20 protein-coding genes and 1 riboswitch are annotated in these 24077 nt (G+C 76.3%); of the genes, 7 read left to right on the top strand and 13 right to left on the bottom strand.

Annotation, left to right across the window (positions count from 1 at the left end; translation table 11 throughout):
- Positions 1–166 precede the first annotated feature (166 nt).
- The 7 genes from B124_RS08050 to B124_RS08020 all read right to left on the bottom strand — a co-directional run bounded on the left by B124_RS08050 (position 167) and on the right by B124_RS08020 (position 9446).
- A complete protein-coding gene (locus B124_RS08050; protein ID WP_496501975.1) occupies positions 167–2053 on the bottom strand; it encodes an ABC transporter ATP-binding protein in 1887 nt (628 codons plus the stop codon).
- Positions 2050–3468, bottom strand: a complete 1419-nt coding sequence (locus tag B124_RS08045) for a CbiQ family ECF transporter T component (RefSeq protein ID WP_496502049.1) — start codon at positions 3466–3468, stop codon at positions 2050–2052. Before B124_RS08045 ends, B124_RS08050 begins: the two co-directional genes overlap by 4 nt.
- 95 nt (positions 3469–3563) lie before the next feature.
- Positions 3564–4265 carry an SCO2322 family protein gene (locus B124_RS08040; RefSeq protein ID WP_496502048.1) on the bottom strand — a complete coding sequence of 234 codons (702 nt, stop codon included), beginning with the start codon at positions 4263–4265 and terminating at the stop codon, positions 3564–3566.
- Positions 4266–4543: 278 nt separating this feature from the next.
- Entirely contained in the window at positions 4544–5857 is a 1314-nt protein-coding gene (locus B124_RS08035; protein ID WP_496501974.1) for an SCO2321 family membrane protein, read from the bottom strand.
- A gap of 144 nt (positions 5858–6001) precedes the next feature.
- A riboswitch (cobalamin riboswitch) is annotated at positions 6002–6118 on the bottom strand.
- Positions 6119–6307: 189 nt separating this feature from the next.
- Complete coding sequence (locus B124_RS08030) at positions 6308–7405, bottom strand: prenyltransferase (protein WP_496501973.1); 1098 nt, start codon at positions 7403–7405, stop codon at positions 6308–6310.
- Entirely contained in the window at positions 7402–8127 is a 726-nt protein-coding gene (locus B124_RS08025; protein WP_496501972.1) for a class I SAM-dependent methyltransferase, read from the bottom strand. Before B124_RS08025 ends, B124_RS08030 begins: the two co-directional genes overlap by 4 nt.
- Complete coding sequence (locus tag B124_RS08020; RefSeq protein ID WP_496501971.1) at positions 8121–9446, bottom strand: glycosyltransferase family 4 protein; 1326 nt, start codon at positions 9444–9446, stop codon at positions 8121–8123. Before B124_RS08020 ends, B124_RS08025 begins: the two co-directional genes overlap by 7 nt.
- A gap of 161 nt (positions 9447–9607) precedes the next feature.
- Between B124_RS08020 and B124_RS08015 the strand changes: the two genes are divergently transcribed.
- A complete protein-coding gene (locus B124_RS08015) occupies positions 9608–10285 on the top strand; it encodes a TetR family transcriptional regulator (protein ID WP_496501970.1) in 678 nt (225 codons plus the stop codon).
- A 79-nt stretch (positions 10286–10364) separates the two neighbouring features.
- A complete protein-coding gene (locus tag B124_RS08010) occupies positions 10365–11159 on the top strand; it encodes a maleylpyruvate isomerase family mycothiol-dependent enzyme (protein WP_496501969.1) in 795 nt (264 codons plus the stop codon).
- Positions 11160–11370: 211 nt separating this feature from the next.
- On the opposite strand, the gene B124_RS08005 is transcribed toward B124_RS08010, so the two are convergent.
- The 3 genes from B124_RS08005 to B124_RS07995 all read right to left on the bottom strand — a co-directional run bounded on the left by B124_RS08005 (position 11371) and on the right by B124_RS07995 (position 14050).
- On the bottom strand, positions 11371–12294 hold the full coding sequence (locus B124_RS08005; protein ID WP_496502047.1) for a hypothetical protein: 924 nt from the start codon (positions 12292–12294) through the stop codon (positions 11371–11373).
- A 211-nt stretch (positions 12295–12505) separates the two neighbouring features.
- A complete protein-coding gene (locus tag B124_RS08000) occupies positions 12506–13423 on the bottom strand; it encodes an N-acetylmuramoyl-L-alanine amidase (RefSeq protein WP_496501968.1) in 918 nt (305 codons plus the stop codon).
- 30 nt (positions 13424–13453) lie between these two features.
- On the bottom strand, positions 13454–14050 hold the full coding sequence (locus B124_RS07995) for a class I SAM-dependent methyltransferase (RefSeq protein ID WP_496502046.1): 597 nt from the start codon (positions 14048–14050) through the stop codon (positions 13454–13456).
- A gap of 311 nt (positions 14051–14361) precedes the next feature.
- Here B124_RS07995 and B124_RS07990 point away from each other — a divergent pair, with 311 nt between their 5' ends.
- Positions 14362–15816: an MFS transporter gene (locus B124_RS07990; protein ID WP_496501967.1), complete on the top strand. Its 1455-nt coding sequence runs from the start codon at positions 14362–14364 to the stop codon at positions 15814–15816.
- Between the two features lie 98 nt (positions 15817–15914).
- Here the strand turns inward: B124_RS07990 and B124_RS07985 are convergent, their stop codons facing one another.
- Positions 15915–17102, bottom strand: a complete 1188-nt coding sequence (locus tag B124_RS07985) for a CapA family protein (RefSeq protein ID WP_496501966.1) — start codon at positions 17100–17102, stop codon at positions 15915–15917.
- 412 nt (positions 17103–17514) lie between these two features.
- Between B124_RS07985 and B124_RS07980 the strand changes: the two genes are divergently transcribed.
- Positions 17515–18396, top strand: coding sequence for a MaoC/PaaZ C-terminal domain-containing protein (locus B124_RS07980; RefSeq protein WP_496501965.1), 882 nt, complete (start codon positions 17515–17517; stop codon positions 18394–18396).
- A gap of 95 nt (positions 18397–18491) precedes the next feature.
- On the opposite strand, the gene B124_RS07975 is transcribed toward B124_RS07980, so the two are convergent.
- Positions 18492–19718 (bottom strand): hypothetical protein, encoded by a 1227-nt coding sequence (locus B124_RS07975; RefSeq protein ID WP_496502045.1) that lies wholly within the window; start codon positions 19716–19718, stop codon positions 18492–18494.
- Between the two features lie 599 nt (positions 19719–20317).
- Between B124_RS07975 and B124_RS07970 the strand changes: the two genes are divergently transcribed.
- Genes B124_RS07970 through B124_RS07960 form a run of 3 tightly spaced genes read left to right on the top strand, consistent with a single transcriptional unit; the run spans position 20318 to position 23201 of the window.
- Positions 20318–21253: a Nif3-like dinuclear metal center hexameric protein gene (locus B124_RS07970; protein ID WP_496501964.1), complete on the top strand. Its 936-nt coding sequence runs from the start codon at positions 20318–20320 to the stop codon at positions 21251–21253.
- Complete coding sequence (locus B124_RS07965) at positions 21250–21993, top strand: zinc ribbon domain-containing protein (RefSeq protein WP_496501963.1); 744 nt, start codon at positions 21250–21252, stop codon at positions 21991–21993. Before B124_RS07970 ends, B124_RS07965 begins: the two co-directional genes overlap by 4 nt.
- Positions 21993–23201 (top strand): bifunctional RNase H/acid phosphatase, encoded by a 1209-nt coding sequence (locus B124_RS07960; protein WP_496501962.1) that lies wholly within the window; start codon positions 21993–21995, stop codon positions 23199–23201. The genes B124_RS07965 and B124_RS07960 overlap by 1 nt, the downstream gene beginning before the upstream one ends.
- Here the strand turns inward: B124_RS07960 and eda are convergent.
- Positions 23146–23868: a bifunctional 4-hydroxy-2-oxoglutarate aldolase/2-dehydro-3-deoxy-phosphogluconate aldolase gene (gene eda, locus B124_RS07955; RefSeq protein WP_496501961.1), complete on the bottom strand. Its 723-nt coding sequence runs from the start codon at positions 23866–23868 to the stop codon at positions 23146–23148. The two genes, B124_RS07960 and eda, sit on opposite strands and share 56 nt — an antisense overlap.
- Between the last annotated feature and the right edge of the window lie 209 nt (positions 23869–24077).

The following is a 24077-nucleotide window of genomic DNA, read 5'->3' as shown; positions in this document are numbered from 1 at the left end:
GGGTCGTCGGGCGGGGAACTCGTGTCCGGCGTGGCGTCGGTGGCGTCGGTGGTGCGGTCGCTGTGCAGACCCGCGGCGTCACCGGTTGTGCCTTTACCGGTCGCGGCGTCGGCGTGCGGGTACGCGTCGCCGCCGGGCATTCCGGCGTCGTCCGCGGGCCTGCCGGTCACGCAGCCGCCTCCAGGGCGTCGCGTACCTGCGCGACCGTCAGCCACGGGGTGCCCGCCGCCGCGCTGCCGCCGCCCGCCCCGCCGCTGCCCGTCGGGCCCAGGATCTTCGCCACCTGCGGTGCGAACGACGGCGAGGCGACGACGACCTCGGCGGTCGGCCCGTCGGCGACCACCTCGCCGTCCGCCAGGATCACCACCCGGTGCGCCAGCTCCGCGGCCAGTTCCACGTCGTGCGTCGCCAGCACGATGGCGTGGCCCGCCGCGGCCAGCTCGCGCAGCACGCCGACGAGCCGGGCCTTCGCGGCGTAGTCCAGGCCGCGGGTGGGCTCGTCGAGCAGCAGCAGCCGGGGGCGGGCGGTGAGGATCACGGCGAGGGCCAGCGCGAGCCGCTGGCCCTCCGACAGGTCGCGGGGGTGGGCGTCGCCGGGTACGCCGGGCAGCAGTCCGGCGACCAGGGCCCGGCAGGTGCCGGCCGCGGCCTGCGCGTCGCCGTCGGCGGCGGCGCACTCCGCGGCGACGGTGTCCGCGTACAGCAGGTCCCGCGGATCCTGCGGTACGAGCCCGGCGTGCCGCAGGAGTTCGGCGGGGCGGGTGCGGTGCGGGGCGAGGCCGCCGAGCCGTACGGAGCCGGCCGCCGGCCGGTGCATGCCGACGAAGGCGGCCAGCAGCGTGGACTTGCCCGCGCCGTTACGGCCCATGACGGCGACGGTCTCGCCGGCGGCGACGGACAGCGACACCCCGCGCAGCACCTCGGCCCGCCCGCGGCGCACGGCGAGCCGGTCGGCGCGGGCGGCGGGGCCGGTGAGGGGGGCGAGGGGGGGCCTGGCCGGTGCGGGGGTCCGGGCGGAGGCCGGTTCCGCGGGGCGGGCGGGGGGCGGTCCGGGGGTACGTGCCGGCGTGGGGTCGGCGGTGCCGGGTGTTTCGGTGGGGCGTGCTCCGGGGGCCCCGGGGTTCTCGGTGTCCCCGGTGCCGTCGGGCGTGGCGGCGGGGTGCGTGCGGGCCGGGGCTGCCGGTGCGTTCCGGTTGCCGGCCGGGGTCGGCGGCACCCGCGGCGTCCCCGGCGTCACCGCCGCCAGGCGCTCCCGCAGCGGTGCCGCCCGGCGCCTTGCGTCCCGTACCGTCAGCGGCAGCGGGGACCAGCCCGCCAGCCGGCCGAGCGCGACCACCGGCGGGCGTACCGGCGAGACCGCCATCATCTCCGCCGGCGCCCCAGCCGTCGGCGCCCCGCCCGGCGACGGCAGGACGATGACCTGGTCCGCGTACTGCACCACCCGCTCCAGCCGGTGCTCCGCCAGCAGCACCGTCGTGCCCAGGTCGTGCACCAGGCGCTGCAGCACCGCCAGCACCTCCTCCGCCGCCGCCGGATCCAGCGCCGACGTCGGCTCGTCCAGGACCAGCACCCGCGGGTGGGGCGTCAGCACCGAGCCGATCGCCACCCGCTGCTGCTGGCCGCCGGAGAGCGAGGCGATCGGCCGGTCGCGCAGGTCGGCCAGGCCCAGCAGGTCGAGCGTCTCCTCCACCCGCCGCCGCATCGTGTCGCGGGGCAGGCCCAGCGACTCCATGCCGTAGGCGAGTTCGTCCTCGACGGTGTCCGTGACGAAGTGCGCCAGCGGGTCCTGGCCCACCGTGCCGACGACGTCGGCCAGTTCGCGCGGCGGGTGGGTGCGGGTGTCGCGGCCGTCGACGGTGACGCGGCCGTGCAGGGTGCCGCCCGTGAAGTGGGGTACGAGCCCGCAGACGGCGTTCAGCAGTGTCGACTTGCCGACTCCGGAGGGGCCGACGAGCAGTGCGAGTTCGCCCTCGGGGACGGTCAGGTCCACCCCCCGGATCGCGGGCGACGCGGCGCCGTCGTAGACGACGGACACGTCCTCGAAACGGATCACTGGGCGGTCTCCTCGGTGGTTCTCGGGGCCGGTGGTGCCGGTGGTGCGGGTGGTGCCGGTGGTCGCGGTGGTACGGGCGCCACGAATGCCGGCAGCAGGCCGAGCAGGCAGCTCGCGGCAGGCCACAGCGGCAGTTCGGGCGCGGTCAGGGGGACGACGGTGGGCTGCAGGGCGTCCGGCGCGTAGGAGCCCGCGTAGATCATCAGGCCCCCGACGGCCGCGCCGGAGGCGGCGACCAGCCAGGCGCGCGGGCCGAAGCGGTCGGGCCGGTAGCGGCTGCGCACCGACCGGCGCCCGCCGAGCCGCAGCCCGCCGGCCGCGGCGGCGGCGCCGAGCGCCAGCACGGGCAGGCCGTAGCCGGCGCCGGAGGCGGCGAGCAGCCCGTACGTGCCGGCGCAGATGCCGAGGAGCCCGCCGAGGGTGAGCGCGGCGGTGGTGAGCCGGACGGCGCGGGGGAGTTGCGCCGTACGGCCGTAGCCGCGGGCGTCCATCGCGGCGGCCAGCGCCACGGAACGCTCCAACGCGCCCTCCAGCACGGGCACTCCGACCTGGAGCAGGGCCCGCGGCCCGCGGTCGTCGCGACCGCGCAGCCGGCGGGCGCGGCGCAGCCGGGCCACGTCGGCGACGAAGTGCGGGGCGAAGGTCATCGCGACGACGACGGCGACGCCGAGTTCGTACAGCGCGGCGGGCAGGGACTTCAGCAGGCGGGCGGGGTTGGCGAGGGCGTTGGCGGCGCCGACGCAGATGAGGAGTGCGGCGAGCTTCATGCCGTCGTAGAGGGCGAAGGTCAGTTGCTCAGCGGTGACCCGGCCGCCGAGGCGGACGCCCTGTGCCCACTCGGGGAGGGGGACTTCGGGGAGGGTGAACAGGGTGCGGGTGCCGGGGATGGGCGAGCCGAGGAAGGTGGCGAAGACGAGCCGCACGGCGATGACGACCAGGCCCAGCTTGAGGAAGAGGGCGTAGGAGCGGGCCCACGGGGCGTCGGTGCGGCGGGCGGCGACGACGTAGCCGGCGACGGCGACGAGGAGGGCGAGGAGGAGGGGGTTGGTGGTACGGGAGGCGGCGGTGGCGAGCCCGAGCGCCCAGAGCCACCAGGCCCCGGCGTGCAGGGCGTTGGCCCGGTCGGCGAGGGGCGGGCGGAGGGGGCGGAGGGCGCGGCGGAGGCGGGCCGGGGGAGCACCGGCGGGGTGGTCCGGTGCGGCCGTGGGGCCGCCGGCTGCGGGGGCGGGTGGGGCGGTGGGGGCGTCCGCCGCGGCGGTACGGGGCCGGGGGGCGCGCGCGGCAGGCGCGGCCGGGGCGCCCCCGCCGTCCGCGGGGCGGGGTTCCGGCGCCGGGCTGGCCGGATCCGCGCCGGGCCCGCCCGTGCCGCCGGGCGGTCCCGTGTCAGCCGTCCCGCCGGTCGCGTTGTCCGCCAAGCCGGGCTGCGGCGTCCTGTGTGCCGGGCCGGTGGTGGGCAGCCCCCGCGCCGGGGCGGGGCGCGGGGCGTTGGGGCGGTCGGCTGCGTGGGGTGTCATGTGCGGCGGCGGCGCAACTGCCAGACCGTGAGGCCGGCGAGGACCGCGACCATGGCGACGCCGCCGACCACGCCCGTGGCCGGGCCGGAGTCCCCGTCGTCGGCGGCGTCGTCGGCCGGGACGGCGGTGGTGGTGACCTCGATGCCCGGCTCCTCTGCCGCGTCGCCGTCGTCGCTGGACGCCGGCTCGGCGCAGCCGGTGCGCGGGTAGCCGTCGATGGCGCAGAGCATGCCGCCGGAGTCGTAGCGCAGCGGCTCCGCGACGGCGGCGAGGGCCTCGCCGAGGGTGGCGTCCTCGCCGACCGAGGCGCACTCCGTACGGGCGGGGGGCGGGATCTCGCCGTCGGGGGCGTGCGCGGCGGTGCCGAAGTCGAGGACGAGGGCGACGCGCTTGCGGCCGTCATCGGGTTCCGTGCCGCCGCAGACGGCCTCGAAGCCGGCGGCCCCGCGGGGGCGCGGCCCGCCGCCGGCTCCCTCGCTCACGCCGAACCGCACGCCGTGCACGTCACCGTCTCCGGGCCGGTCGATCGCGGGGCCCTTCGTGGCGTAGACCCACTCGTCGCCGTCCCGGTCCCAGAAGGACCAGTACCGGTACCCGTCCGCCGCCGGCCCGGCGTACGCCGCGGGCGCGGCCACCCCGAGCGCCAGCAGCACACCCCCCACACCGGCCACGACGGCCTGCCGCAGCCGCCGCCGCAGGCCGGCACGGCGGTGAGCGGGCCGCGGACTGCCGTACGGGGTGCCCGCGGGGCGTCCGGCGTGGGCCGGGCCGGCGTGCAACGGGCCGCCGCCGGGCCCCGCTTCGGCTCCCGGCGCGCGGACGCGCTCCGCGCCGGGGGCGAGGGGCACGCTCCGGTCCGGCCCGGATCCCCGCCGCGGACCGGGGCGTACCACCGCGTCCGGTACCGGCCTCGTCCCGCCGCGGCGGCCACCCGGCTGCCCCCGCCGCCGACCGCGCAAGGTCTCCGTACCGCCGGTCATGCGCGCTTGTTTCTGCGGGCGCTCACCAGCAGCCCGATCCCCGCGCCCGCCGCCAGGCCCACGATCAGCAGCGACCAGACCGCCACGCCCGGTCCGCCGTCGTCTTCCGACGACTCCTCGGCGCCCGCCTGGTCCGGCGCCGGCTTCTGTGCCGTCGGCTGCGGGCCCGTGGCGTTGAGGCGGGCCACCAGGTCCGTGTCGCCGGCGAAGGCGCTCGGGTCGGCGTCGACCGCGGCGGCGGCGAGGATGAGGGTCGCCAGCGCCGCCGGGTTCTCCTTCGACCAGGCCAGCGTGCTCTTGTCGCGCTCCAGCCAGCCGTACGGCTCGCGCGCCGCGCTGCCGTGGCCGCCCGCGGCCAGCGCGAGCACGGCGACCGCGGTGGCGTTGTGGTCGGCGCCCTCGCCGGTCATCGCCGGGAGGTGCGCGTCGCCGGCCGCGAGCTTCTGCGCCAGATACGCCGCGCCCGCGTCCGCGGCCTGCGCCGGGGACGGATCCTTCGTGCAGGCACCTGCCTTGACCGGCTTGTCCGCGCCGCCCGCACCGTCCGCGCCGCCCTTGTCCGCCAGGCCGGGCCCGAGGCCGTGGCCCGTGCCGGCGAGGACGGCCGCGGCGGTGGCGTAGTCGTTGGGGAGCAGCGCGCCGTCGTCTTCCGGCTGGTACGCGTACGCCCCCCGCTCCGCCTTCTCCGCGTCGCAGCCGAGTTGCAGCGTCGCCAGCGCGTCGTACGGGCTGCCGCCGCCCGCCTTCGTCGTCTCCGGCAGCCTGCCGGCCGCGGCGAGCGCTCCGACGACGACCGCGGTGGAGTTGGCGTCCGTGGGTGCACCGGGGTTGAAGCCCCAGCCGCCGTCCTCGTTCTGGACCTCCTTCAGCCAGGCCACGCCCTTGTCGACAGCCTTGCGCTCCCCGCCCGTCGCGCTCAGCGCCTGCAGCGCGGCGGCCGTGGCGTTGGTGTCCTCGGCGGCCTCGTCGCAGGGCTTGGCGGTGTCCGCGCGGTACGAGGGGAAGCCCCCGTCCGCACACTGCTGGCCGGTGAGGAAGCCGACCGCGGCCGGAGCCGGACGCAAGTCCTGCGTGCGCTGGGCGAGGATGGCCAGCGACTGCCGCCACACGCCGTCGAACTCGGGGTCCGCGGTGCCGTACAGCCCCTCGGGGAGCTTCTTCTGCGCGGGGACGGCGTGCGGTGCCGCCTGCGGCGCGCCGGCGGCCGAGGCTGCCGTCGCGGAACCGGCGACGGCCAGGGGCAGCAGCACGGCGGCGGCGAGTGCCGCGCGCGTGCCGCGGATGACGGCGGTCCGGCCTAGGGGAGCCATGGCGGAGCGGGCCTTTCGTGACGGGGCGGCCGGCACAGCCAGCCGCCACCGCCCGTCCGCGCTCGACGCACGCCGGGGGTGCCGGGCTCAGCTCCGCGTACCGCGACGGACGGGCCCGGGGCCGGTGTCGGTACCGGGCGGGCCCATGAGCCTCCGCACTCCGCGGGTGTTCCGACTCGTACGGCCGTGTGGCCGGACTCACGGTTGCGGGTCAGCGCCGGGTTCGCACCGGCTTCCCCCACGGGGCGCGGTATGGAGTTGTCCGCTCACCATACCGCCCCTGGCCCCGGGCGGTCAGCGCCGGTCCCGGCCAGGGGAGCGCCTGACGAGGCGGGTTCCGTGCGGCTGCGGTACGGAACCTCCCCCGGTCCCGTACGGGACCGGCGTCCCCGGCCCCGAACTGCCCGCGCCCCGCGGCCCGTACGACCCGCGCCCCGCTGCCCGTACCCCTCAGCAGCAGTCCGGGGCCAGCCCCCGCGGCAGCCCCGCGCCGCCGAAGACCGCGCCCGTCGCCTCGTCGCCGCCGACCGCCGCGAGCGCGAGCAGCAGCGCCCCCGCCGTCCACGACGTCCGCTCCGCGGGCCAGATCGCGTCGTCCTCGAAGACGTACCCCGTCCAGTACATGCCGTCGTCCGCCCGCAGGTGCTTCAGCCAGCGCAGCACCTCCAGCGCCCGGTCGCCGTCGCCCGCCGCCCACAGGGCGAGCACCAGCTCCGCGCTCTCACCGCCGGTCACCCACGGGCGGTCGCTGACGCAGCGCACGCCGAGCCCGGGGACGACGAACCGGTCCCACTCGCGCTCAAGGCGCGCCGCGGCGGCCGGTCCTGTGACCGCGCCGCCGAGCACGGGGTAGTACCAGTCCATCGAGAAGCGGTCCTTGTCGAGGAACCGCTCCGGGTGCCGGCGGATCGCGTGCGCGAGCCGGCCGAGGGCCAGTTCCCAGGCGGGCTGCGGCTCGCCGAGGCGCTCGGCGGCGGCCAGCGCGCAGCGCAGCGCGTGGTGGACGGACGAGGAGCCGGTCAGCAGCGCGTCGGTGAGCACCGCTCCCTCCGCCGGCTCTCCCGCCGAGCCCGCCGCGGGGGCCTCACGCTTCCAGCCCACCTGCCCGCCCGGCTGCTGCAACCGCAGCACGAACTCCGTCGCACCCTGCACCACCGGCCACATCCGGCGCAGGAACGCCTCGTCGCCGGTGGCCAGATAGTGATGCCAGACGCCGACCGCGGGGTACGCGCAGAAGTTCGTCTCCCGCCCCCGGTCGGTCGGCCGGGCCGCGTCGCCGTCCGCGTACGCCGCGTACCAGGAGCCGTCCGCGAGCTGGTGCCGGCGCAGCCACTCGTACGCCGCCTCCGCCCGCCCGTGCTCGCCCGCGATGTCCAGCGCCATCGCCGCCTCGGTGTGGTCCCACGGGTCGAGGTGGTGCCCGCGGAACCACGGGATCGCCCCGTCGTCCCGCTGCACCGCGGCGATGCCGGCGACGGTCTGCGCCACCTCGGCGGCGGACAGCACGCCGGGCAGGACCAGGTGCTCGGTGCGTTCTGAGCCCGTCACCGGCCGCCCTCGTGGGGCTTGGTCGCGTAGACGACGACGCTCTTGCCCAGCACCGGGTTGAGGAGCCGCTCGGCGAGGCGGGTCGCCAGCGGCTTCTTCATGATGTCCCAGACCAGCAGCTTGTGGTACGCGCGGACGGCCGGCGACCGGTCGTTGTCCACGCCGACCGCGCACTTGATCCACCAGTACGGCGAGTGCAGCGCGTGCGCGTGGTGGAGGCCGTAGGGCTTGAGGCCCGACTCGCGGATCCTGCCGACCAGTTCGTCCGCCTTGTAGATGCGGATGTGGCCGCCCTCGACCTCGTGGTACGCGTCCGACAGCGCCCAGCACACCTTCTCGGGCCCGTAGCGCGGGACCGTGACCGCGATCCGGCCGCCGGGGCGCAGCACGCGCACCATCTCGGCGAGCACGCCCTTGTCGTCGTGGATGTGCTCCATCACCTCGGAGATGATGACGACGTCGAAGCTGTCGTCGGGGAACGGCAGCGCGAGGGCGTCGCCTTCGACGGCGGTGGCGGTGGCGCCCGCCGGGGCCTCGCCCGCCTCCTTCATCGCCGCGAACCAGCGGGCGACTTCGCGGATCTCCTCCCCGTTGCGGTCGAGGGCCACGACGCGGGCGCCGCGCCGGTAGCACGCGAAGGCGTGCCGCCCTGCGCCGCAGCCCAGGTCGAGCACCCGGTCGCCGGGCGCGAGCGGGAAGCGGGTGAAGTCGACGGTCAGCAAGTCTCCTCCGAAGGGGGCGGGGCGGTGGCTGGTGGGTGTACGGGGCGCCGGGCGCCGGCCGCCGCGTGGGAGGCGATGGCTTCCCGGTAGCGTTCCGCGGTCTGCTTCGCCGCCTGCGCCCAGGTGAAGCGGGCCAGCACCCGTTCGCGGCCCGCCGCGCCGAGGCGGGCGCGCAGCGGGGCGTCGGCGAGCAGCCGGGCGAGGGCGGTGGCCAGAGCGCCCGGGTCGGCCGGGGGGACGGCCAGGCACGTCTCGCCGTCCGGTCCCGCGACCTCCGGGATCGCGCCGCCGGTGGTGGCGACGAGGGGCGTGCCCGTCGCCATCGCCTCGGCGGCCGGCAGCGAGAAGCCCTCGTACAGCGACGGGACGCACGCGACTTCAGCGCTGCGCAGCAGGCGGACCAGCTCCTCGTCGCTGATGCCGGTGACGAACCTGATCGCGCCGCCGAGCCCGAAGCGCTCGACGGCCTGGGCGACCGGGCCGTCCTCGGCCCGCTTGCCGACGACGACGACGTGCGCGTCGGGCTGTTCCGTACGGACCTTCGCCAGCGCCTCGACGAGGTGGATCAGCCCCTTCAGCGGGACGTCCGCGCTCGCTGTCGTGACGATTCTGCCGGGCACGCGCCGCACCGCGGGGTCCGGGCCGAAGAGTTCCGTGTCCGCGCCGATCGGCACCACGTGGACCCGCTCCGGGCGCACCCCGAGCTGGTCGGTGATCTGCGTACGGGACGAGCCGGAGACCGTCAGCACGGCCGGCAGCCGGCGGGCGACGCGGCGCTGCATGCGCGTGAACCCGTACCAGCGGCGCACCGAGGCGCGCCGGCGCCAGTCGGGCGCGGCGGCCAGCTCCAGGTCCCGGTCGACGGTGATCGGGTGGTGCACGGTGGTCACGAGCGGGGCGCCGAGGGCGCGGGTGCCGCCGAGGAGGCCGTAGCCGAGGGTCTGGTTGTCGTGGACGACGTCGAAGTCGCCGCGCCGGGCGGCCAGATGGCGGCGGGCGCGGAGGCTGAAGGTCAGCGGCTCGGGGAAGCCCCCGGTCCACATCGTGCCGACTTCCAGGAGGTCGATCCAGTCGCGGTACTCGCCGCGCGCGGGGGTGCGGAAAGGATCCGGCTGCCGGTAGAGGTCGAGGCTGGGCAGCTCTGTCAGGGTGACGCCGGGGTCGAGTACGGGGTAGGGCTGGGCGCCGATCACCTCGACCCGGTGGCCGAGGCGGGCCAGCTCGCGCGAGAGGTGGCGGACGTAGACGCCCTGTCCGCCGCAGTAGGGGTTGCCCTTGTAGCTGAGCAGGGCGATGCGCAGTGGCACCTCGGCGGTCACGTACGGCCCCCTTCTCACTGCAGTTTCGCCGGAGCGTAACCGCTCGCGCTAATCTAGAACAAGTTTCAGGCAGACGTTCGGCGGCTTCGAATCTACCGGTTGGTAGCGAGACCTGTCCGCCGGAGTCGCCGTCGGGGGAAGCACGGCACAGATCGGGACACATGACGACAACACCGAAGGGCGGCGTCCCGGGCGGAGCCGGATGCGGCCCGGGATCGCCGCGGCTCACCGAGCGGCAGGAGGCGCGCCGCCGCCGCATTCTGAAGGCCACCGCGGAGCTGGCCTGCCGCGGCGGCTTCGACGCGGTGCAGATGCGCGAGGTGGCAGAGCAGGCGGGCGTCGCGCTCGGCACGCTGTACCGCTACTTCCCGTCCAAGATCCACCTGCTCGTCGCCACCCTCCAGGACCAGTTGCGGGAGTTGCACGAGACGCTGCGCGCGCGCCCGCCGACGGCCGCGGGGCCCGGCGCCCGGGTGGCGCAGACGCTGCAGCGCGCCTTCCGCGCGCTGCAGCACGAGCCGCAGCTCGCGGACGCGATGATGCGCGCGCTGAGCTTCGCCGACCGGTCGGTGAGCCCGGACGTCGAGGTCGCCTCCCGGCTGACGTCGGCGATCATCCTGGACGCGATGGGCGCCGAGGGCCGGCCGACGCCGGATCAGTTGTCGGTGGCGCGGGTGATCGAGCACACCTGGCACTCGGCGCTCATCTCCTGGCTGTCGGGGCGCGCGTCGGTCGCGCAGGTGCGGACCGACATCGAGACGGTCTGCCGGCTGGCCGGCACGCCGCCGGCCGGCACGCCGCCCGCCGGCGCCGCCGGCCGGGCGCGGCAGCCGGGGTAGCACCGGACCCGCGGGCGGCGGGGGACGGGCGGAAAACGGGCGGCGGAGGAGGGCGGGTGCGCCCGTAGAGTGCGCTGGCATGAGACTCCCGTACGAGCGCACCTGCGCCGAAGTCGTCGCGCAGACCGACCTGCTGCGCCGCACCGTCCGCGGCGCCGACCTCGCCACCCGCGTGCCCACCTGCCCCGACTGGGACCTGGGCGAACTGGCCGTGCACGTCGGCGGCGCGCACCGCTGGGCGGCGGAACTCGTCCGTACCCGCGCCACCGAGGACGTGCCGGAAGCCCAGGTGCCCGGCTTCACCGGACCCGAGCCGCGCACCGCCGCCGCGCTCGACGGCTGGCTGGCCGAGGGCGCCGGGCTGCTCGCCGCCCAACTGCGCGCGGCGGGGCCGGACGCCGCGGTGTGGACGTGGGCCGAGGAGCAGCGGGCGGCGTTCTGGGCGCGGCGGATGGCGTACGAGACGGTGGTGCACCGGGCGGACGCGGCGGGGGCGGCGGGGGTGGAGTTCGCCGTCGAGGGGGACGTGGCGGCGGACGCGGTCGACGAGTGGCTGGAGATCCTGGACTTCGCGCAGCGGGGCGGCGACGCGGACATGGCCGCGCTGCGCGCGCCGGAGTTCGCGGGCTCGGCCCTGCACCTGCACGCCACGGACACACCGCCGGAGGCGCGCGCGGAGTGGCTGATCGAACTGGGGTCGGAGGGGTTCACCTGGCGCCGGGCGCACGAGAAGGCCGCGGTGGCGGTGCGCGGGCCGCTGGCGGACGTGCTGCGGGTGTTCTACCGGCGGCTGCCGCCGGCCAGCGACCGGGTGGACGTGCTGGGGGAGGCGGGGCTGCTGGACAGGTGGCTGGCGGCGACGGCCTGGGGGTGAGCGGGGCGGTGCATACCGCGCTGCCGGACGCGCGGGTGCCGGAGGCGCGGCAGGGCGCGATGCGCGCTGTGCGGGCCGTACGCGCTGCCGGGCCGCCGCCGTCTGTGTACCGCCGCAGAGGCATCGGCCCGCGCCCGGGTCCGCGCGCATGCGACGGCCCCCGCCCGGAACTCCGGGCGGGGGCCGTCGGGGGTGCGTCAGGCGCGGGCGGTCAGGCGCCGCGCTGGATGCCCGTGGTGTCCTGCAGCACGCCGCGGCGGCCGTCCTGGGTCTGCGCGACCAGCGCGGCACCGCGCTGCTCCACCGCCAGGTACCAGATGCCCGGGGCCAGCTCGGCGATCTGGGCCGAGCCGTTCTCCGCGAACAGCGGCCGGGCCGCCGGCACCGCGAACCAGAACGGCGCGAACGAGCCGCCGCCCGCCTGCGGCGCGGCCTGTGCCTGCTGCGGCCGGGCGCCCTGCGGGCCGCCGGGCTGCGGCGCACCGGCGCCGGGCTGGCCGCCGAACTGCTGCTGCTGCTGACCGCCGAACGGAGCGCCGCCCTGCGGGCCGCCGGGCTGCGGGCCGCCGGGCTGCGGGCCGCCGGGCTGCGGGGCACCCGGGCCGGGCTGGCCGCCGCCGGGGTAGCCGTAACCGGCCTGCGGCTGGCCGCCGCCGTACGGGGCGGCGGGCGCCGGAGCGCCGGAGCCCAGCAGGTTCGCCTTGAGCGCCGGGACGGTGTTGCCGAAGATCGCTCCGGCGGCCATCGCAAGGTTCGCGATGAGCGCCAGGATCAGGCCGATGCCGAGGCCGAAGATGTCTTCGCCGCCGGCCAGTTCCGAAATCGCGTCGTTGGCGATGTTGCGCGCGCCGCCGAAGAGCGTGAACAGGGAGCTGAAGGCCGCGCCGACCGACAGCCCGGCGCCCCACTGGTCGAGCCGGAGCCCGGCGAACTCGCGGTCACCGGTCTTCGCCCGGCCGAGGATGATGAGCACGGCGGCGAAGATGCCGTTCAGGAATACCGCGGGCAGCAGGGGGAACTGGTCGGCGTCCCAGCCGGTGGGCACGTCCCCGCCGCAGTCGCCGCCTCCGGGGCAGTCCACCGAGATGCTGCCGAGGAACGAGGCGATAATCAGCAGCAGCGCTGCTCCGATCACTACGCCGTCGCCCCGAGTGAGTGAGCGGATGTTCACGAAATGTCCCTTACCTTATGGTCGTTGTCGCTGTTGCTGGTGCAGATCCCCACGCCGCGGAGCGTGAAATGCCGCCCCATCGTACGGGTCCGCGGATCGGCCACATCGGGCCCCCTGGCCACGAGTCCCCCTTGTTCCCCCGGTGTGCATTTCCCGGTCTGTCGACGGCTTGCGCCTACCCTGCCAGGAAAGCCCCGATGCCGTTCGTGATTCCGTGCGCCGCCCGCTGCCGCCATGTGGCGTCCGTCAGCCGGCCGGCGTCCTTAGCGTCCCGCATGTTGCCGCATTCGATGAAGACTTTGGGCACAGTTGAGAGGTTCAGCCCGCCCAGATCGGTGCGCACCGTGAAGCCTGTGTCGTTGCCCACATAGTTGGAGGGCTTGCTTCCGGTTTCCCGCGCGAAGTGAGACTTCACCTCTTTGCCCAGCTTTCGCGACGGCTCCACGATGGCGGTGGTGTCCGCTTTCCCCTCGTGCACCCGGCCCGGCAGGATCACGTGGAACCCGCGGGCGCCCGGCCCGCTGCCGTCGGCGTGGATGGAGACGACCGCGTCGGCCCCGGCCTTGTTGCCGGCCTCGGCGCGCTCGTCGATGCACGGCCCGAACGGGCGCTTGCCGTCCTGCGTGAGCCGCACCTCCGCGCCCTGTGCGCGCAGCAGGGTGCGGGCGCGCCGGGCCACGTCCAGGGTGAAGTCGGCCTCGGCGTAACCGCCGTTGGTGGCCGTGCCCGTGGTGTCGCACTCCTTGCGCACGGTGCCGATGTCGACCTGGCGGTTGATCTCGGCAGCGTGGTCGCGGTTGTTCGGGTTGTGCCCGGGGTCCAGCACGATCACCTTTCCGGCCAGCGGCTTCTTGCCCACCTCCGCGTCCGTCGCATCGTTCGCGTCCGTCGCGTCGCTCGGATCCGAGGAATCCCCGGCGGTGGGCCGGGTCGGAGAGGAGGACGCCGACGGGGCCCCGCCGGGTTCCCGCCCGCTTGTCGCGGAGCCGTCACCGTCCACCGACTGCCACACGAGTACGCCGGCGAAGGCCAGCGGTGCCACGGGGGCGAGCAGAAGAGAGGTGCGGAGAGGCCGCCGGTTCTGGCTGGACATCCGTGCGACCGTAGCAGAAGTATCGGAGCCTCAGATTCCCTCGCCGGTACGGCGCAGCACCCGCAGGCTGCGGAGCGCGGCGGTCTGCGTGAACGCCCCGGATTCCAGCGCGCGCCGGTAGATACGGTACGGTGCCTGCCCGCCGTCCGCCGGGTCGGGAAAGACGTCGTGCACGGCCAGCAGACCGCCGAGCGCGATGTGCGGGGCCCAGCCCTCGTAGTCGGCGGCGGCGTGCTCGTCGGTGTGGCCGCCGTCGACGAAGACCAGCCCGAGCGGCCGGTTCCACACCGCGGCGGCCTGCGGCGAACGGCCGACGACGGCGATGACGTGGTCCTCGAGGCCGGCCGCGTACAGGGTGCGGCGGAACGTCGGCAGCGTGTCCATCCGGCCCGTCGCGGGGTCGACGAGCGCGGGGTCGTGGTACTCCCAGCCGGGCTGCTGCTCCTCGCTGCCGCGGTGGTGGTCGACGGTGACGGCGACGACGCCGGGGCGGGCGGCGGCGCGGGCGGCTTCGGCGAGCAGGATCGTGGAACGGCCGCAGTACGTGCCGACCTCCAGCAGGGGGAGCCCGAGGCCGGCGGCCTCGGCCGCGGCGGCGTGGAGGGCGAGGCCCTCGTCACGGGGCATGAAACCGGGGGCGGCCTCGAAGGCGGCGAGGACGGCGGGCGGAGGACCGGCGGGAGAAGGACCCGCGGGAGAAGGACCGGCGGGGGAGGTGCCGGCGGGGGCGGGGCGGGGTGCGGGGGCGGGTCCGCTTTCGTGCTGCCGCTCGCGTTCGAGTGCCATCGGCGGTGCCTTCCTTCGGTCGGTGCGCGTGTTGGCCGGGGCGGCGCCGCCGGTGCCGGGTACGCGCACGATCCTGCCCCATCGGCCTACGACCCGGGTCGGATGGCCCGTACACCCATATGCCCGTGCGGGTGTCGGACCCAGGTGGGAGCATGGGCACCATGCACCAGTCGCCCCCCGTCACCCGGCCGCCCGCGGCGGCCGGGCGCCGTGCCGGCGCACCGCTGTGGATCATCGTGGCCACGGCGTGCGCGGGTCAGTTCCTCGTCGTGCTCGATGTCTCCGTCGTCAACGTCGCGCTGCCGTCCATGCGCGCGGATCTGGGGATGAGCGCGTCGGGGCTCCAGTGGGTGGTGAACCTGTACACGCTGGCCTTCGCCGGCCTCATGATGCTCGGCGGCCGGGCGGGGGACATCTTCGGCCGCAAGCGCGTCTTCCTCGTCGGCCTCGCGCTGTTCACCGCCGCCAGCCTCGCCGGGGGCCTGGCGCAGGAGTCGTGGCAACTGCTCGCCGCGCGGGCGGCGCAGGGCGTCGGTGCCGCGGTGCTGGCGCCCTCGACGCTGACGCTGGTCACCTCCTCCGTGCCCGAGGGCCCGGCGCGGGTGCGCGCGATCGGGACGTGGACGGCGGTCGGCGCGGGCGGCGGCGCGGCCGGTGCGCTCGTCGGCGGGGTGCTGACGGACGCGCTGTCGTGGCGCTGGGTGCTGCTGATCAACGTGCCGGTCGGCGCCGCGGTCCTCATCTGCGCGGCCCTGTGGCTGACGGAGAGCCGGGGCGGGGTCCGGCGGCGGCTCGACGTCCCGGGCGCGGTCCTGGTCACCGCCGGGATAGGCGCCGTGTCGTACGGGATCGTGCAGACCGAGAGCCGCGGGTGGACGTCGGCCGCGGCGCTGCTGCCGCTCTTCGGCGGGCTGGCGCTGGTCGGGGTGTTCCTGGCAGTGGAGGCCAGGACCCGGGCGCCGCTGATGCCGCTGGGGCTGTTCCGGCTGCGCGCGGTGTCGGCGGCCAACGCGGCGATGTTCGTCACCGGCGCGGCGATGTTCTCGTCCTGGTACTTCCTGTCGCTCTACATGCAGAACGTCCTCGACTACACGCCTCTTGAGGCCGGCGCCGGCTTCGTGCCGCACTCGCTGACGATCGTGGCGGCCTCGAAGCTGGCGCCGCGGGTGCTGGCCCGTACGGGCGCGAAGGCGCTGGCGATCGCGGGCGTGGCGATGGCGGCCGGCGGCTATCTGTGGCAGAGCACGGCCGGCGCGGGTGGCGAGTACCTCACCGACATCGCCGGGCCCGGGGTCCTGATGATGGCCGGCGTGGGCTTCATGGCCACACCGCTGGCGCACCTGGCGACCTCGGGGGTGCCCGCGGACGACGCGGGCGTGGTGTCCGGGGTGATGAACACGTCGCGGACGATGGGCGGTTCGCTGGGTCTCGCGGTGCTGTCCACGGTGGCCGCCACCCGCATCGGCGCCGAGTCCGGTCCCGAGACGCTGGCCTCGGGGTACTCGCTGGCGTTCCAGACGGGAGTCGGGATCCTGCTGGGCTGCGCGGCGCTGATGCTCATAGCCCTGCCCCGCCCGGCCGCCGCGCCGGTGCCGGCGAAGGCGTGAGCCGGGCAGGGCAGCCGAGGGGCAGCCGAGGGTTCCCGGGTGGCGGTTCCGGGCGGGGGTGCGGGGCGCGGCAGGTGCTCCGCGCCGGGTGCCGGGTGTCAGCGGGGCGTGGTCAGCCCGTCCGCGCCCGCGCCGCGGCTGAGGACGACGTCGCTGATGCGGTCGCGTACGCGCGCGTAGTGTTCCGGGGCGTCGCCGTCGGCCAGTTCGGCGTTCAGGTCGACGACCCGCGGCGGGCCCGCGCTCTCGTGGTCCATCAACTGCGGCAGGAACTCGGCCTTCGTCACCCGCCAGCGCGCGCTGTCCGGTGCCGGCGGGGAGAAGGTGAAGCGGCCGATGGCGCCCTGGTTGCCGCGCGGGTCCCGGTCGCCCGCGTTGTTGATCATGCGGCCGGCGATCTGGTCGCCCATGCCGTAGACGACCCAGGTGCCGCTGACCTTCTCGTACGCCTGCGGGACGTGAGCGTGCGTGCCGAGGATCAGGTCGACGTCCGGCGCCCCGGCCGAGCGCGAGCCGGTCAACTGGCGGGCGAGCCGCTGCTGGGTGGCGTCCGGCGCGTCCTGCCACTCCGTGCCCCAGTGCAGGCTGACCACGACGATGTCGGCGCCCGCCCGGCGGGCGCGGCGCGCGTCCGAGATGATCCGCTCGGGGTCGGTGATGTTCACCGCCCACGGCTGGTCCCGCAACTGAGGGCCGTTCGTGCCGTAGGTGTACGCGAGTTGCGCGACCGTCGCGCCGCCCGCCTCCAGCATTGCCGGCCGCAGCGCCTCGGCGGGGGTGCGGGCGGAGCCGGCGTGGGCGACGCCGGCGGCGTCGAGGGCGTCGAGGGTGCGCGTGACGCCGGGGAAGCCGGCGTCGAGGGTGTGGTTGGAGGCGGTGGAGCAGGAGTCGTAGCCGGTGGCCTTGGCCGCGGTGGCGAGCTGCGGCGGGGAGACGAAGGAGGGGTAGCCGGTGTACGGGCCGCCCTCCGGCCCGTAGACCGTCTCCATGTGGCAGATCGCCAGGTCGGCGGCGGAGATGACGGGCTCGACGCCGGCCAGCATGGGCCGGAAGTCGTGGCCTTCGCCGCCGGCGTCCCGGTTGGCCTGCTCGATGATCGAGTCGTGCGGGAGGATGTCGCCGGTGGCGACGAGGGTGAAGGGCGACCGCCCCTGGCTGCCGGGGGCCTTGCCCTCGTCGGTGGTGGTGCCGTCCGGCCCGTGGGCGCAGGCGGTGACGGCGGTGAGCAGGGCGGCGGTGAGTGCCAGCGCCGCGATGGTAGTACTAGTCGGTTTATATCCGCGCATGTGCTGAATGCACAGGAACGGGATAAGGCATACAAGAAGCCTGGCCGGGCTGTCCCCTGAACGGCGGCGCGGGATCGCGCGTATGCACCGCCGACTGTCCATGGGTGGAATGCTGACGGAGTGTCAGTAAAGGTGCTTTACGGTCTTCCCAACCGCGGAGGACTGCGTTATACATATATCCGGCGGTGAGAACGTGTTCTTGTCGCACGTTCCGGCCGCGCCCCGAGAGCGACCCCGGCGTGCCGACTGGTGCGGACGGCACGCCGGGGTCTTGTCACGCACTCGGCCGCGGCGTCCATGCACCACGCACCCCCGTCCCCACGGTCGTCCCGGCCCCGCGGCCCCCGCCCCCTCGGCCTCCCGGCCCCCGGGCCGCGGGCGTGCCCCGGCCGGCGAAGGAGCCACCGCCACCATGCCCATCGACGCCGCCCGGGCCCTCGCCGCCGCGCCCCGTAAGACCCTGCTCGCCTGGACCCGCAAGGACGTCCTCCTCTACCACCTGGGCATCGGCGCCGGCCGCCCCGCCGCCGACCCCGCCGAGCTGCGCTACGTCCTCGAAGACCGGCTGCAGGTGCTGCCCAGCTTCGCCACCGTCGCCGGCGGCACCGGCGGCGTGGCCGGCGAGAGCGCGGGGCTCGACGCCCCCGGCGTGGACGTCGACCTCACCGCCGTACTCCACGGCGCCCAGCGCATCGCCCTGCACCGCCCGCTGCCGCCCGCCGGCGAGGCGGTCCGCGCGTCGCGCGTCGCCGCCGTGTACGACAAGGGCAAGGCCGCCGTGCTCGTGCTGCGCACCGAGGCGGCCGACGAAGACGGCCCGCTATGGACGTCCGACACCCAGCTCTACGTGCGCGGCGAAGGCGGCTTCGGCGGCGAGCGCGGCCAGGCGCCGCGCCTGCCCGCCCCCGGGGGGCAGCCGGTGCACGTCGTCGACCGCGGCATCCGCGAGGACCAGGCGCTGCTCTACCGGCTGTCCGGCGACTGGAACCCGCTGCACGCGGACCCGGAGTTCGCCGCGCGGGCCGGGTTCGACCGGCCGATCCTGCACGGGCTGTGCTCGTACGGGATGGCACTGAAGGCGGCCGTGGACACGGTCCTGGACGGGGACGCCGCGCGGGTGCGGGCGTACGCGACGCGGTTCGCGGGGGTGGCGTACCCGGGGGAGACGCTGCGGATCCGGATGTGGCCGGAGCCGGGGGGACCGGCGGGGAGCGGGCGGATCCGGCTGACCGCGAGCGCGGTGGAGCGGGACGAGGCGCCGGTGCTGGCGGACACGGTGGTCGAGCACGCCTGAGCCCGGTCCGGATATGAGAGCGGGCGGCCGGGAGCTGTGCCGCCGAGTGCCGCCGAGTGCCGCCGAGTGCGGCCGTGGCGCGGTGCGTTGAGGGTTCAGAGCGGGGCCTGGCGCAGCGGTACGGGGCGCGTGGGGGTGTCCTCCTCGCCGGCGGCCCCGTCCGGGGCGGGGTCCGGTGCCGGGCACGCCCCCTCCCGTACCGCCGCCGCTTCCGCGGGGTCCGCCGCCGGGTCGGGGACCGCCAGGCGGGCCAGGCCGCAGGGGTGGGCCGGCGTCGCGTACGGCAGCCGCAGCTCGCCCCGCTGCGTCCACAGCCCGCTGCCGGCGATCCACCCCGGCAGCGGCGGCAGTTGGACGAGCCGCCGCGCCACGGGCCGCCACACCCCGAGCCGGCAGCCGCCGGGACCGTCGAGCCGCAGCGCCACCCCGCACTGCTCCGGCGTCAGCACCTGCCCCGGCTGCACCGCGAACGGCGTCACCGCCGTGTCCCGCGGGCACAGCGCGTCGGGGAACCGCGCCGGCCGCCCGCTGCCCAGCACCCCCCACCCCAGCCGGTCGCGCCCAGGGGCGTCGGAGCGCAGGAGGAGCAGACCGCTGTCGGGATCGGCGAGCAGCAGGCGGTCGTTGCTCCGCGCGGTCAGCTCCAGCAGCGGGCTGACCTCCACCCCGCCGTGCAGCCCGACCGCCACCGCCTTCGTCCGGCCGTCCCGTTCCTGGTCGACGGCGAGCGTCCGGCCCGTACGGTCCAGCCAGCCGCGGCCCGCGCACCGCCCCGGCAGTTCGCCGACCCGCTCGGGGTGCGCCGTGCCGGCGCCAGCGAAGCCGCCGCCGTACACCCGCCACACGGCGGTGGTCTCGCCGCCCGGGCCCGGGGGCGCCAGCGCGTACACCTCGACGCTCTCCGGCGCGGGCGGCACGAGCGCGAGCCGGGGCGTGGCCACCGAGCCGAGGGGCTGCTCGGTGGTGTCGGGCCCGGAGGGGTGCAACAGGGAGAAGGCGTGCTCGGTGCCGGCGACGAGCCGGCGGATCAGCACGCGGCCGTCGGCCAGGGGCAGGACCGTGGTCCCGGGCTCCTCCGGCTGCGCGCAGGGGAGCGGGACGGTGTACGCCTCGGGGCCGTGGAGGGTCCAGCGTTCGGGGAACCAGTTGCCGTCGGCGTCGGTGGCGAGGCAGGCGCCGTACGTGCCGTCGGCGGTGAGGGTGAACCCGGCCCGGCCGACGGCGCGGCCGGGGGCGGCGGAGCCCGGGGGGCCGGGGACATGGGGGCGGGGGCGTGCCCGGGCGGCGGGGGGCGCGGGGGCCGTCCCGGAGACCGCGACCATCGCGGCTGCCGCCCGTCTCGTCGCGTCCGCCGCGGCGGTACGGGCCTCCATGACGGACGCCGCACCCGGCTGGGGCGCCGGTCCTGCCTGGGACGCTGCCCCTGCGTGGAGTGCTGCCCCCGCCTGGGGCGCCGGTCCTGCCTGGGACGCCGCCGCCTGGTGTGGCGGGCCGGCAAAGGGCGCCGGGCCGGCGGCAGTCGGCCCTCCCGCGGCGGCCGGCGGCCCCGCGTCCGCCGGTGTCGGCGCACCCGCCGCCTCCGCCCCCGTACCCGTACTCGCACCCGCGTCGGAGTCCCGGTCCGCCGTCCCCGGGACTGCTACCGCATCCGCCGTCGTCGTCGCGTCCCCCGCCGCGGTCGCCGGGACGGTCGCCGCCGCCGTCCCCTCCGCCGCTGACGGAATCGATTCTGCACTCGGCCTCATCCGGTCCGCTCACCTCCGCACCGAAGGTAGTTTTCGCACGTCAAGGCAATCGGCGCGGCGCCGGGCACTTCACACATACGGGTGGCGAATGCCCCGTTCCGCTTCGCCGCGCCGCCCCGCTGTGCTTCCGGGCGGGCGCCGCGCCCGGGCCGTGCCGGCGGAGGTAGCCTTGCCCCGTGCCTGCACTTGCCGACGTCGTCGCCGCGCTCGAAGCCCTCTGGCCCGCCGGCCGCGCCGAGCCGTGGGACGCGGTCGGCACGGTGTGCGGCGACCCCGACGCCCCCGTGGAGCGCGTGCTGTTCGCCGTCGACCCCGTCCGGGAGGTCGTCGAGGAGGCCGTCGCGTCGGGCGCCGACCTGATCGTCACGCACCACCCGCTCTACCTGCGCGGCACGTCCACGGTCTCGGCCGGCACGGTCAAGGGCCGCGTCGTGCACACCCTCATCAAGAACGACATCGCGCTGCACGTCGCCCACACCAACGCCGACCGCGCAGACCCCGGCGTCTCCGACGCCCTCGCCGGCGCGCTGGGCCTGCGTGTCACCGGCCCGCTCGTGCCCGACGCCGACGACCCCGCAGGGCGTCGCGGCCTCGGCCGCCTCGGCGAGCTGGACGCCCCCGTGCCGCTACGGGAGTTCGCCGACCGCGCCGCCGCGTCCCTGCCCCGTACCGCCACCGGACTCCGCGTCGCCGGCGACCCGGCCGGCGAGGTCCGTACCGCCGCCGTCTGCGGCGGCTCCGGCGACGGGCTCTTCGACGCCGTACGGGCCGCCGGCGTCGACGTCTACGTCACCGCCGACCTGCGCCACCACCCGGTCTCCGAGGCGCAGCAGCACGCTGCGCTCGCCGGCGGGGGCCGCCCGTACCTGATCGACGCGGGCCACTGGGCCACGGAGTGGCCCTGGTGCGAGCAGGCCGCCGCGCAGTTGGACGCGATCTCGGACCGGAACGGATGGGGTCTGCGCACCCATGTGTCGCGTATCGTGACCGACCCCTGGACCACTCACTCCACCGCCCCGACCGCGCCCCCCACCGCCCCGACCGCGCCCCCCACCGGGTCGCAGACCCCCCACGCCAGCCTTGCCCCTACGAGCCCGGAGCAGCCAGCTTGAACGCCGCGCCCGCCGACCAGATCCGCCTGCTGGACGTCCAGGCCCTCGACGTCCGCCTCACCCAGCTCCAGCACCGCCGCCGCACCCTCCCGGAACACGAGGAGGTCGCCGGCCTGGAGGCCGACCTCGCGCAGCACCGCGACCTGCTCGTCGCCGCGCAGACCGAGGAGAGCGACACCGAACGCGAGCAGGCCAAGGCCGAGAAGGACGTCGACCAGGTGCGCCAGCGCGCCGCGCGGGACCAGCAGCGGCTGGACTCCGGCGCGGTGACCTCGCCCAAGGACCTCGCGAACCTGCAGAGCGAGATCGCCTCGCTCGCCCGGCGGCAGAGCGACCTGGAGGACGTGGTCCTGGAGGTCATGGAGCGCCGCGAGGCCGTGCAGGAGCGGGTGGCGGAGCTGACCGGCCGGGTCGAGTCGGTTCAGGCCAAGATCACGGATGCCGCGGCCCGGCGGGACGCGGCCGTGGGCGAGATCGACGCCGAGGCCGGCACGGTCACCAAGGAACGCGCGGACGCCGCCGGCGAGATCCCCGCCGACCTGCTGAAGCTGTACGACAAGCTGCGCGAGCAGCAGGGCGGCGTGGGTGCCGCCCGGCTGTACCAGCGGCGCTGCGAGGGCTGCCGGCTGGAGTTGAACATCACCGAGATCAACGACGTACGGGCCGCGGCCCCCGACACCGTCGTACGGTGCGAGAACTGCCGCCGGATCCTGGTCCGTACACCCGAATCCGGCCTCTGATGCCCGGACCGGCCCGGCGCGTGTTCACCGTCGAGGCGGACGGCGGCTCGCGGGGGAACCCCGGGCCCGCGGGGTACGGCGCCGTGGTGCGCGACGCGGGCGGCGCGGTGCTGGCCGAGGAAGCCGCGCACGTGGGGGTGGCGAGCAACAACGTCGCGGAGTACCGGGGGCTGATCGCCGGGCTGCGGGCGGCGCGGGCGCTCGACCCGGACGCGGAGGTCCGGGTGCGGATGGACTCCAAGCTCGTCGTCGAGCAGATGTCGGGGCGCTGGAAGATCAAGCACCCCGGGATGCGTGAACTGGCCGCCGAGGCACGGGAGATCTTTCCGCCGGGGCGGGTGTCGTACGAGTGGATTCCGCGGGAGAAGAACAAGCACGCGGACCGGCTCGCGAACGAGGCGATGGACGCGGGCAAGCGGGGCGAGCGGTGGAGCGCGGCGGCGTCGCGCGCGGAACTGGACGCGGGGGCGGGGGCGGACTCTTCCGCGGTCCGGGGCGATACCGCGGTCCGGGGCGGTGCCGGGGTACGGGCCGAGGGCGCCGGCACGGCCGGGACACCCGCCGTGGGCTGGGGCTCCGACCTCGGCACGCCCACCACGTTCCTCCTGCTCCGCCACGGTGAGACGGACCTCACCCCCCAGAAGCGCTTCTCCGGCGCCGGCGGCACGGACCCCGTGCTCTCCGCCGTCGGCCGCGGCCAGGCCGCTGCCGCCGCCGGGCTCCTCGCCGCCCGCGGCACCGTCCAGGCCGTCGTCAGCTCCCCGCTGCGCCGCTGCCGCGAGACCGCGGAGGCGGTCGCGGGGCGGCTCGGGCTCGACATCCGGGTCGAAGACGGCCTGCGCGAGGCGGACTTCGGCGCCTGGGAGGGGCTGACCTTCGCGGAGGTGCAGGAGCGCCACCCCGGTGACCTCGCCGCCTGGCTGCGCTCGACGAAGGCGGCACCGAGCGGCGGCGGGGAGTCCTTCGCCGAGGTCAGCCGCCGCGTCGCGGTCGCGCGGGACAAGATCCTCGCGCGCTACGCCGGCTGCACGGTGCTGCTCGTCACGCACGTGACGCCGATCAAGACGCTGGTCCGGCTGGCGCTGGGCGCGCCGCCGGAGTCGCTGTACCGGATGGAGCTGTCGGCGGCGGCGCTGTCGGAGGTCGCGTACTTCACGGACGGGCACGCGAGCGTACGCCTGCTGAACGACACGTCGCACCTGCGCTGAGCCCGTACGCGGCGGCTGCCCCGGACCCCTGACCCAGCGCTGCGGCCCCGGCGGCGAGCTTCGTCACCGTCGCCCAGTCCTGCGCCGCCAGCGCCGCCTTCGGCAGCATCCACGTACCGCCTACGCAGCCGACGTTCGGCAGCGCGAGATAGCGCGTCGCCGACTCCGCCGTGATGCCCCCCGTCGGGCAGAACCGGGCGCGCGGCAGCGGGGAGGCGAGGGACTTCAGGTACGCGGTGCCGCCCGACGCCTCCGCCGGGAAGAACTTCATCTCCGTCACCCCGCGCTCCAGCAGGCCCATCGCCTCCGAGACCGTCGACACCCCGGGCAGATACGGCAGCCCCGAGGCGGCCATCGCGGTCAGCAGCCCGTCCGTGGTGCCGGGGCTGACGAGGAAGCGGGCGCCCGCGGCGGCGGAGGCGGCCACGGCCTCGGCGTTCAGCACCGTGCCGGCGCCGACGACCGCGTCCGGCACCTCGGCGGCGATGGCCCGGATCGCGTCGAGCGCGGCCGGCGTGCGCAGGGTCACCTCGACCGCGGGCAGCCCTCCGGCGACCAGCGCGCGCGCCAGCGGCACGGCATCGGCGGCGTCGTCGAGGACCACGACGGGGATGACGGGCGCGAGGCCGAGGACGGAGGCGGGCACGGGGGCGGAATCACTGGTCACGCCGTCATCGTCCCCCCGCGGCGATACCGGCGCAACGCACGTTGCGTACCGTGCAATCGGGTGGGTCCCACCCGGTGTCCGCGGGGCTGCGTTGTCAGTGGGGCGGCCTACCCTGGGGCGGGTGTGCGGGGGGACGGGTGACGGATTCGGACAGGGACACGGACAGGCCGGTGACGGACGAGGCCGGTGCGGGCAGAGGCGGCCGGTGA

The sequence above is a fragment of the Streptomyces sp. CNP082 genome (assembly GCF_059570535.1).
The sequence above is the reverse complement of the archived record's forward strand: the minus strand, read 5'-3'. Positions and strand labels throughout refer to the sequence as shown.